11 protein-coding genes are annotated in these 10,101 nt (G+C 69.6%); 7 read left to right on the top strand and 4 right to left on the bottom strand.

Going from position 1 to position 10,101, the window contains the following annotated elements; all coding sequences use genetic code 11:
* Nucleotides 1–10 precede the first annotated feature (10 nt).
* Together QSG27_RS06355 and QSG27_RS06360 are read right to left on the bottom strand one after the other, a co-directional pair.
* A complete protein-coding gene (locus QSG27_RS06355; RefSeq protein WP_306704331.1) occupies nucleotides 11–1,345 on the bottom strand; it encodes an MdtA/MuxA family multidrug efflux RND transporter periplasmic adaptor subunit in 1,335 nt (444 codons plus the stop codon).
* Nucleotides 1,346–1,674: 329 nt separating this feature from the next.
* Complete coding sequence (locus tag QSG27_RS06360; protein WP_306704332.1) at nucleotides 1,675–2,844, bottom strand: pyridoxal phosphate-dependent aminotransferase; 1,170 nt, start codon at nucleotides 2,842–2,844, stop codon at nucleotides 1,675–1,677.
* 261 nt (nucleotides 2,845–3,105) lie between these two features.
* Between QSG27_RS06360 and QSG27_RS06365 the strand changes: the two genes are divergently transcribed.
* From QSG27_RS06365 to QSG27_RS06385, 5 genes are all read left to right on the top strand, one after another.
* Nucleotides 3,106–4,599 carry an acetyl-CoA hydrolase/transferase family protein gene (locus QSG27_RS06365; protein WP_306704333.1) on the top strand — a complete coding sequence of 498 codons (1,494 nt, stop codon included), beginning with the start codon at nucleotides 3,106–3,108 and terminating at the stop codon, nucleotides 4,597–4,599.
* A gap of 149 nt (nucleotides 4,600–4,748) precedes the next feature.
* Entirely contained in the window at nucleotides 4,749–6,275 is a 1,527-nt protein-coding gene (locus tag QSG27_RS06370; RefSeq protein WP_306704335.1) for a PAS domain-containing sensor histidine kinase, read from the top strand.
* A complete protein-coding gene (locus QSG27_RS06375; RefSeq protein ID WP_306704337.1) occupies nucleotides 6,265–6,960 on the top strand; it encodes a response regulator transcription factor in 696 nt (231 codons plus the stop codon). The genes QSG27_RS06370 and QSG27_RS06375 overlap by 11 nt, the downstream gene beginning before the upstream one ends.
* Before the next feature lie 125 nt (nucleotides 6,961–7,085).
* Nucleotides 7,086–7,466: a response regulator transcription factor gene (locus QSG27_RS06380; RefSeq protein WP_306704339.1), complete on the top strand. Its 381-nt coding sequence runs from the start codon at nucleotides 7,086–7,088 to the stop codon at nucleotides 7,464–7,466.
* 158 nt (nucleotides 7,467–7,624) lie between these two features.
* On the top strand, nucleotides 7,625–8,347 hold the full coding sequence (locus QSG27_RS06385; protein WP_306704341.1) for a cyclic nucleotide-binding domain-containing protein: 723 nt from the start codon (nucleotides 7,625–7,627) through the stop codon (nucleotides 8,345–8,347).
* Nucleotides 8,348–8,476: 129 nt separating this feature from the next.
* Here the strand turns inward: QSG27_RS06385 and QSG27_RS06390 are convergent, their stop codons facing one another.
* Nucleotides 8,477–8,659, bottom strand: a complete 183-nt coding sequence (locus QSG27_RS06390) for a hypothetical protein (RefSeq protein WP_306704343.1) — start codon at nucleotides 8,657–8,659, stop codon at nucleotides 8,477–8,479.
* 86 nt (nucleotides 8,660–8,745) lie between these two features.
* Complete coding sequence (locus tag QSG27_RS06395; protein ID WP_306704344.1) at nucleotides 8,746–9,030, bottom strand: HU family DNA-binding protein; 285 nt, start codon at nucleotides 9,028–9,030, stop codon at nucleotides 8,746–8,748.
* 177 nt (nucleotides 9,031–9,207) lie between these two features.
* On the opposite strand from QSG27_RS06395, the gene QSG27_RS06400 reads away from it, so the two are divergent.
* Both QSG27_RS06400 and QSG27_RS06405 read left to right on the top strand, forming a co-directional pair.
* A complete protein-coding gene (locus tag QSG27_RS06400; protein ID WP_306704346.1) occupies nucleotides 9,208–9,756 on the top strand; it encodes a sigma-70 family RNA polymerase sigma factor in 549 nt (182 codons plus the stop codon).
* Nucleotides 9,757–9,758: 2 nt separating this feature from the next.
* Nucleotides 9,759–10,101, top strand: a 343-nt coding sequence (locus tag QSG27_RS06405; protein WP_407653181.1) for an anti-sigma factor family protein, incomplete at its 3' end; no start/stop codon positions are given.

Consider the following 10,101-nt stretch of genomic DNA (forward strand, 5'->3'; position numbering starts at 1 on the left):
CGGGCGTGCGCTACGACGCGTTGCGCTGGGGGCGGCGCTGCGGGCGCGGTCCCTCGCTGGACGGGGCGGGGGACGGGGCGGCCCCGTCCGTCGCCGCGACCTTGGCGCCCTCGCGCAGCCGGTCGGCACCCTGGGTCACCACCGTCTCGCCGGGGCGCAGGCCATGGGTGATGACGGTCTTCGCCCCGTCGCTGGCGCCCAGCGTCACCGGGCGGACGGTGGCCGTGCTGTCCTCGCGGTTCACCACATAGACGTAGGTGCCGGGCGCCCCGCGCTGCACCGCGGCCACTGGGACCATCGGCACGCCGGACAGTGTGTCCACCAGAAGCTGGACGTTGACGAACTGGTTGGGGAACAGCGACTGGTCGGCGTTGTCGAATTGGGCGCGGAGCTTGACCGTGCCGGTGGTCACGTCGATCTGGTTGTCCACCGTCGTCAGGGTGCCGGTCGCCAGCACGCGGTCGCGCGTCCGGTCATAGGCGGTCACCGGCAGGTTCGCCCCCTCGCGAAGCCGTTTCATGATGGCGGGGATGTTGTCCTCCGGCAGGGTGAACAGGACGGAGATGGGCTGCACCTGCGCGATGACGACGATGCCGCCGGCCTCCCCCGCCGTGACGTAGTTGCCGGGATCGACCAGCCGCAGGCCGGTGCGGCCCGACACGGGCGCGGTGATGCGGGTGTAGGACAGGTTCAGCTTGGCGTTCTCCACCGCCACCTGATCGGCCTTCACCGTGCCCTCATACTGGAGGACCAGCGATTCCTGGGTGTCGCGCTGCTGTTTGGCGATGGAATCCTGCTTCACCAGCAGGCGGTAGCGCTCCAGGTCCAGCCGGGCGTTCTTCAGGAGCGCCTGATCGCGCAGAAGCTGGGCCTCGGCCTGTTCGACGGCGAGCTTGAAGGGCCGCGGGTCCACCTCGGCCAGGAAGTCGCCCTTCTGCACGGTCTGCCCCTCGGCGAAGGCGACCTGGGTGAGCTGCCCGCCGACCTGCGGGCGCACCGTGACGGTGGCAAGCGACGACACGGTGCCCAGCCCGTTCAGCCGGATCGGCATGTCGCCCTTTTCCACCGTGGCGGTGACCACCGGCATGGCGGTCTGCATGCCGGGCCGGAACCCGCCGGGCGGGCCGCCGCGCATGGCCGTTTCCGGCGCCGGGCGGAAGGCGAACCACCACACCCCGCCGCCGATCAGCGACAGCACCACCAGCCATCCCACCAGCCGGCCCAGGATCGACCGGCGCCGGGGGGCGTCGGTCCTCTGCTGGGCACCACGCGCTTCCGGAGCGGTCGAGGCAAGGCTGTCCGGCCCGGGCGCGGGCGGCGGTTTGAGGGGCGTATCCAAATCCATCGGGTCCTTCATCGCCTGCGGGCGTCGTCCGGAGAGTCGCGTCGGGACCGGTGCCGGCGGCCCAGCCCCGATCCCGGCGGGACGCTATCACGACGCCGCGCGCAGATTATGTCCAGAAGGGGTTAGATTTGTAACGCTCGGTAACAACGTCGAGGGGTGCCGAGAATCCCCTCTCCCGCCCCGGGAGAGGGAAGGGGCCCGCGCCGGAGGCGTGGGAAGGATGAGGGTAAATCCGAAAATCAGCGCCTTGATTCTTGCGCTCCCCTGACCCGGCGCCTTCGGCGCCACCCTCGCCCGGGGCGGGAGAAGGTTTCGACGCCGATGCTATGTCAGGCCAGCCCCGTGACGAAGGCGGCGATGCGGCGGCAGGCTTCGGCAAGCTCCGCCTCCCCGACCGCGAAGGACAGGCGGACGCAGCCCGCCGCCGCGGGACCGAAGGCCCCGGCGTCCAGCACCGACACGCCGGTTTCGCGGAACAGACGCCACGCGAAGTCCATGGTCGGCAGGCCGGTGCCGCGCACGTCCACCAGCATGAACATGCCCGCCTCCGGCTTCAGGCAGCGCAGGCCGGGAACGGAGCCGAGCGCCTCCAGCGCGATGTCGCGGCGGCGGCGGTAGCCCTCGCGCATCGCCGCCACCGCCTCGTCCCCCTGCTCGACGGCGACCAGCGCCGCCTGCTGCACGAAGCCCGGCAGGCCGTAGAGCATGCACAGCGCCAGCGTGCCCATATGGGCGACCAGCGGCGCCGGGGCGACCACCCAGCCGGCGCGCCAGCCGGTCATGGCGTGCGACTTGGACAGGCTGTTGATCGTCACCGTGCGCTCCGCCATGCCGGGAAGCGTGGCGATGCTGACGTGGGGACGGTCGAAGGTCAGGCTGGCGTAGACCTCGTCGGCGACCACCCACAGGTCGTGGCGGCGGGCAAGCTCGGCCACCGCCTCCAGTTCCTCCATGGACATCACGATGCCGGTGGGGTTGGCCGGGGTCGCCAGGAAGATGGCGCGGGTGCGCGGGGTGACCGCGGCGGCCAGCGCCGCCGGGTCCAGCCGCAGCGTGGCGGAGGGGGGCGCCACCGCGGCCAGCGCGGCGCCCGACGCGCGGACGCAGGCCTCGTAGGTCAGGTACATCGGCTCCGGCACCAGCACCTCGTCCCCCGCCTCGACGAGGCAGAGGGTGGCGTTGAACAGGCCGTTCTGCGCCCCGGCGCAGACGAGGACGTTCTCGGGCTCCGCCGTCAGACCGGTGCGCCGGGTGAAGTCGCGGGCCAGCGCGGCGCGCAGCTCCGGACGGCCCGGAATGGGGGTGTAGTGGGTGTCCCCGGCGTGCAGGGCGGCGATGGCGGCGTCGCGCACCGGGGCGGGCGTGTCGAAATCCGGGTCGCCGACGCTCAGCACGATCACGTCCTCGCCGCGCCCCTTGGCGGCCCAGGCGGCGAAATGGATGTCCCAGGCCGCAACGCGGTCGCCGCGGATGCGGTCGGTGAGGGACGAGAAGCGCATCGGCGGAAGCTCCCTGAAGGCATCTTGTTGGCCGCAAACGGTTCCCGCGGCAAGACCCATCCATATGCCCCAGGGCGGTGCCGCGGCACAACCCGGCGTTCGGGGGGCGGCGGCGCAGGGCGGCCATTCATGTCCATCAGGACGGCCTGATATGCCGGACCGGCAATTGCAGCGCTGTGAAACGGGGGCCTATGACGGACCCCAACGACAAAAAGAAAGAATCGTCCACCTCGAACGCCCGAGACTGTGCAAAGGGAACCCATGTACCGCGACCGTATTCGCCTGAAGTCCCTGTGGGGGAAGGTGGTGACGCCGGAAGAGGCGGCCCTGCTGATCCGCGACGGCATGACCATCGGCATGAGCGGCTTCACCCGCGCCGGGGACGCCAAGGCCGTTCCGCTGGCGCTGGCCGAGCGCGCCGCGACGGAGCAGCTGAAGGTCACGCTGATGACCGGCGCCTCATTGGGCAACGACGTGGACCGCATATTGACGGAGGCCGGGGTTCTGGCCCGCCGCCTGCCGTTCCAGGCCGACCCGGTGCTGCGCAAGGCGATCAACCGCGGCGAGGTGATGTTCGTCGACCAGCACCTGTCGGAGACGGTGGAGCTTCTGCGCTCCCGCCAGATGGGTCCGGTGGACGTGGCGGTGATCGAAGCCTGCGCCATCACGGAGACGGGCGGGATCGTCCCCACCACCTCGATCGGCAACTCCGCGACCTTCGCCATCCTGGCGGAGAAGATCATCGTCGAGCTGAACCTGACCCAGCCGCTCGACCTGGAGGGGATGCACGACGTCTACATCCCGACGCGCCGCCCCTTCCGCGAGCCGATCCCGGTGGTGACCGCGGAGAGCCGCGCCGGCCTGCCCTATATCCCCATCGACCCGTCGAGGATCGCCGCCATCGTGGTGACGCGCAAGCAGGACAGCAGCGCCACCATCCTGCCCCCGGACGGCGAGACCAGACAGATCGCCGGCCATCTGACCGAGTTCCTCGACCGCGAGGTGCGGCAGGGCCGGCTGGGCCGCTCGCTGAACCCGCTCCAGGCCGGCATCGGGACCATCGCCAACGCCGTCCTGCACGGCCTGATCGACGGCCCGTTCCACGACCTGACCATGTACAGCGAGGTTCTGCAGGACAGCACCTTCGATCTGTTCGACGCGGGCAAGCTGAACTTCGCGTCGGGCTCCTCCATCACGCTGAGCGCCGGGAAGTACGCGGAGGTCCTGCCGAAGATCGGGAGCTACAAGGGTCGGCTGCTGCTGCGTCCGCAGGAGATCTCCAACCACCCGGAGGTCATCCGCCGGCTGGGCGTGATCGGCATCAACACGGCGCTGGAATGCGACATCTACGGCAACGTGAACTCCACCCACGTCAACGGCACGCAGATGATGAACGGCATCGGCGGTTCCGGCGACTTCGCGCGCAACGCCCACCTCGCCATCTTCGTCACGAAGTCCTTGGCGAAGGATGGAAAAATCTCCAGCGTCGTGCCGATGGTCACCCACACCGACCACAACGAGCATGACGTGGACGTGCTGGTGACCGAAACCGGCCTTGCCGACCTGCGCGGCCTCGCCCCGCGGGAGCGGGCGGAGACGATCATCCGCAACTGCGTCCACCCCGGCTACCGCGAGCTGGCGATGGACTATCACCGGCGCGCGCTCCAGCGCGGGGGGCACACGCCGCACCTGCTGGAGGAGGCGTTCTCCTGGCATCTGCGCTACCAGCAGACCGGCAGCATGCAGCCGTCCTGACGGCGCTCCCCGTCCGGAGCCCCGGGGGAGAGGGATTTAATCGGAGTTCGCAGCCTTGCCCTCAACCCCAAACCCCATTGACCGAGAAATCAGCTCAACTACTCTTGAACCTGAACGGGTCCGAAGGACAGGGGAAGTTGGGGACGGGGATGGCGGACGATATCGGGACGGGAAGCCCGGACCTCTTGCTGCGCTTCCAGGCCATGCTGGACACGGTGCCGGACGGGATCGTCATCATCGATTCCGCAGGGCTCGTGCAGACCTTCAACCCGGCCTGCGAGCGGCTGTTCGGCTGGACGGCGGCGGAAGTGATCGGGCGGAACGTCAAGATGCTGATGCCGCCGCCCTACCGGGAGGAGCATGACGGCTATCTGGAGCGCTACCACAGGACCGGGGAGCGCCGGATCATCGGCATCGGGCGGGAGGTGACCGGCCTGCGCCGCGACGGCACCACCTTCCCCATGGAGCTGTCGGTGGGCGAAGCCTGCCGGGAGGCCGGAGGCGGCGGCGTCTACATCGGCATCATCCGCGACATCAGCGAGCGCAGGCAGGCCGAGACCGCCCTGCGCGAGCGGGAGGCCCGGCTGACCTCCATCCTGGAAACCGTGCCCGAGGCGATCATCGTCATCAGCGAAGGGGGGCTGATCGAGTCCTTCAGCCCGGCGGCGGAACGGCTGTTCGGCTACGCCGCCGCGGAGGTGAAGGGGCGCAACGTCAGCATGCTGATGCCCTCCCCCTACCGGGAGCAGCACGACCGCTACATCGGCCATTACCTGACCACGGGGGAACGGAAGATCATCGGAATCGGGCGGGTGGTCTCCGGCCTGCGCCGCGACGGCTCCGTCTTCCCCATGGAGCTGGCGGTGGGCGAGGTGCAGTTGGCCGGGCACCGCTGCTTCACCGGCTTCATCCGCGACCTGACCGAGCGGCAGGCGACCGAGAAGCGCCTTCAGGAACTTCAGGCGGAGCTTCTGCACGTCAGCCGGGTCAGCGCCATGGGCCAGATGGCTTCGACCCTGGCGCACGAGCTGAACCAGCCGCTGACCGCCGTCATCAACTACGCCAAGGCGGTGAAGCGCCTGCTCGACCGTCCGGACGGCGCGGACAAGGCGCGGGAGACGATGGACAAGGCCACGGCCCAGGCGGCCCGCGCCGGCCAGATCATCCGCCGCCTGCGCAACTTCATCGAGAAGGGCCAGACCGAGCACACGGTGGAGAGCATCGGCAAGGTGGTGGAGGAAGCCAGCGCCCTCGCCCTGGTCGGCGCCAAGGAACGCGGCGTCCATGTCCGGCTGGAGATGAGCGGCGACGAGCGGCCCGTGCTGATCGACAAGATCCAGATCCAGCAGGTCGTCCTGAACCTCGTCCGCAACGCCATCGAGGCCATGGCCGACTCGGACCTGCGGGAACTGACCGTCGTCACCGGCCCCGACCCGGACTCCGCGGCGCTGATGCGCGTGACCGTCCGGGACAGCGGTCCCGGGCTGGACGCGAGCGTGTTGGCCCAGCTTTTCCAGCCCTTCGTCACCACCAAGGAGAAGGGGATGGGGCTCGGCCTGTCCATCTGCCGGTCGATCATCGAGGCGCATGGGGGCCGCCTGTGGTTGGAACCGGGGGATGGAGGGGCCACCTTTGCCTTCACCGTGCCGGTTGCCGGAGAGGATGATGCGCCCTGACCTTCCAACGCCCGACCTGCCCCCGTCGGACATGACCGTCTTCGTCCTGGACGACGACGAGGCGGTGCGCGATTCCGTCGTGATCCTGCTGGAGTGCGAGGGGTTCCGGGTGGAAAGCTTCGCCTCGCCCCTGTCCTTCCTGGAATCGGACGCGCCGTCGCGCCGCGGCTGCCTGCTGGTCGATGTGCGGATGCCGCAGATGAGCGGGCTGGACGTCCAGGAGCGGCTGGTGCAGGACGGGCGCGGCCTGCCGGTGATCGTCATGACCGGCCACGCCGACGTGCCGCTGGCGGTGCGCGCCATGAAGGCCGGCGCCGTCGATTTCGTGGAAAAGCCCTTCGACGAGCAGGCGCTGATCGGCAGCGTGAAAGCCGCCCTGGCCCGTGCCGTCCCGCCGCCGGCTTCCCAGGCCGTCCCGGCTCCGCCCTCCGCCCCCGTCCCGCCCGCCCCCGCCGCCTCCCCGGAGGTGCTGGAACGGCTGTCCAGCCTGACGCCGCGGGAACGCGACGTGCTGCAATGGCTGGTCGAAGGCAAGTCGAACAAGGTCATCGCCTTCGAACTGTCCATCAGCCCGCGCACCGTGGAGATCCACCGCGCCCGCGTGATGGAAAAGATGCGGGCCGACAGCCTGCCCTCGCTGGTCCGCATGGCCCTGTCCGCCGGCATCGCCCCCAAGGGGGAGTGATCCACATCAAAACCACACCCGATAAGGGGAACTCCGTATTCCGGCATCGCCGGGGGGCTTCTATCTTCCCTGAGACGCCCCCGAACGGGCGTCGTTCCGTGTGATTTCCGATGCTGGAGGCAGTCTTGGCCGAACCGGGTGATGGCATCGTCTACATCGTCGACGACGATGAGCCGGTGCGGGACTCGATGAAGGCGCTGCTGGAAGCCTGTGCCTTCGAAGTGCGCGACTATGCGTCGTGCCAGAGTTTCATGGATCAGTATGACGGGACGCCGGCGGGCTGCCTCGTCCTCGACTTGCACCTGCCGGTGATGAGCGGGCTGGAGTTCGTCGAGCGTTTCGGGAAGAACCTGCGCGGCCTCCCCGTCATCATGGTGTCCGGGCGCGGCGATCCCGCCACCTTCGCCCGCGCAAGGGAAGCCGGCGTCTCCGCCTTCCTGGAGAAGCCGTTCGAGGAGGACCAGCTCCTCGACGCCGTGCAGCGCCTGCTGCCTTCGGCGGCGTAGCCTCCCCTACGCAAACTCCCCTAGGTAATCCTACGTACGCAAAGCCCCTTAGGTACAAGACCGAACTGCACAGGGTACCCCGCAACGCATAACTTCGGGTCATCGAGCGGTTGCCCCATGGCGGGCGGGCCGCTTCCACGAAAGCCGAGGGGCCCGACATGCACGCTCACACCGCCATCGCCGCCCAGCCGACGCGCGTTCTGCCCGGCCCCCAGGCCACTGCGATGCCGATGCCGCGCATGACCCCGTCCCGGCCCTTCGCCGCCAACGACGCCGATCCGCTGGCCGCCATCGCCCAGCTCCGCGTGTTCGACCGCGAGCAGGCGATCTTCGCCGAGGGCGAGACCGCCGACGCCGTCTTCCGCGTGGTGGACGGCATGATCCGCCTCTACAAGCTGCTGCCGGACGGGCGCCGCCAGATCATCGGCTTCCTCCAGGCGGGCGACATGGTCGGGCTGGCCTTCGCCGACCGCTACCTCTATTCCGCCGAGGCGATCACCGCCTCCACCGTCCAGCGCGTCCCGCGCTCCCAGCTCGACGCGCTGCTGGACTCCCAGCCCTCCCTGGCGCGCCGCCTGCTGTCGGTCACCACCTCCGAACTGGTGGCGGCGCAGGACCAGATGCTGCTGCTGGGCCGCAAGTCGGCGCTGGAGAAGCTGGCCAGCTTCCTGCTGGCGCTCAGCCGCCGGGCCGGCGCGGGCCGGGCCATCGCCCTGCCGATGAGCCGCTGCGACATCGCCGACCATCTGGGCCTGACCACGGAAACCGTGTCCCGCGGCTTCACCAAGCTGAAGACCTCGCGCCTGATCCGCATCCTGGACGGCGGCCGGGTCGAACTGCTGGACGCCGGCGCCCTGGCCGAGCTGGCCGACTGCACCTGAACCCTGCTCCCGGGGAAGCCGGGGATGGATGCGCACCGATTCGCCGGACGCGGGGGGCGGCGTCCCACCCGCGGTGACCGTCATGACCGCCAGCGGCGGCGCCCGGGGGCATCCGGACAGGGGCCGGGGTCAGCCCTCGTCCCTGGGGGCGGCGTTGCGGGGCGGCGGCTCGATCACCGGGCCGACCTTCACGCTGCGGGCGGACAGCGGCACGATGTCGCCGATCGGCATGAAGGAACCGTCGGCCAGTTGCTGTGCCGGTTCCCACCGTCCATCGACCTTGATCCAGCGGTAAACGCTGTTGCTGTTCATCACATCACCAAGAGAAGCGTGCAGAAGAAAGGGGCGGCGTTGCCGCCGCCCCTTCATCCATCACAGGACCGGTCCTTGCGGCAGACTTACTCGGCCTTGCCGTTGATGGCGTCCTTGAGGGCCTTGCCGGCGGAGAACTTCGGCGCCTTGGAGGCGGCGATCTTGATCTCCGCGCCGGTCTGCGGGTTGCGGCCCGTGCGCTCGCCGCGCTCGGCGATCTCGAACTGGCCGAAGCCCGGCAGCTTGACCGTCTCCCCCTTGACCAGCGCGTCCTGCAGGCTTTCCAGAACCGCGTCCAGCGCCTTGCCGGCGTCGGCCTTGGTGCCGCCCAGCTTGCCGGCGATCGCGTCGATGAGATCGGCCTTCGTCATTCCCAATTCCCCTTGTTCGTGGCGGAACCCCAGCATCTTCCAGGGCTCCAGGCGCTTCTGACCTACTCCGCCCTGCGTCCGCGCGCAAGCCAATCCCGTCCCGATTTTTTTCCCCGGCGCGGATTAAGCCGGGGCATGATCCGTATGCCGAATGCAAAGGATCAATCAGGGACGGTGATGAAAGACGAGCTGGGACAGCATCTGGATGTTCTGCGGCGCTACGCCCTGGTCCTGATGCGCGACCCCGACCAGGCCGAGGATCTTGTCCAGGAGGCGCTCGTCAAGGCCATCGAGGGCTCGGCTTCCTTCACGGACGGGCGGGACCTGCGCAAATGGCTGCTTGCCATCGTCCACAACACCTTCGTGGACCGCTGGCGGCGCCAGCAGGCCGAACGCCAGGCGACCGGCGAACTCATCTCGATGGCGGAGGAAGGTTCCCCGCCCGCGCAGTTGAGCCACGTCCATCTGGGCCAGACCATCGCGGCCCTGATGACCCTGCCGGTCGAACAGCGGGAGGCGCTGGTGCTCGTGGCGCTCGACGGCATGTCCTACCGGGACGCCGCCGAATGCCTGGGAATCCCCGTGGGCACGCTGATGTCACGCCTGGGCCGTGCGCGCGACGCGCTGCGGGCCAAGACGGGCGGCGGACGCCAGCCGTCATCGGAACAATCGGACCGCCCCCAAACCGACCGGGTTCAGCGCCCTTCGTTGCGCGTGGTGAAATAGCGATGAACGAACCGATCAGCGACATCGACCTGAACGCCTATGTTGACGGCGAACTCGACGCGCAGCGCCGCATCGAGGTGGAAGCCTGGCTGGAGGCGAACCCCGAGGATGCCGCCCGCGTCATGCACGACATGCGCGTGCGCGACGAGATCCGGCTGTTCATGGACGGCCCGGCCCTGGAACGGGCGGCCCCGGAAATGGCAGCGCCCGAACCGGCGGCTTCCGCCCCGGCCCAGCCGGCGGTCGCTTCCGGCGCGCCGCTGCCGCGGCGCAGGCAGTGGGGCGCCCTGTGGCGCCGTCCGGCGGCGGAACTGCTGAACCGGGCACGGGCCCCCGCCGCCTCGG

The sequence above is a fragment of the Azospirillum isscasi genome (assembly GCF_030849505.1).
Classification (GTDB): Bacteria; Pseudomonadota; Alphaproteobacteria; order Azospirillales; family Azospirillaceae; genus Azospirillum; species Azospirillum isscasi.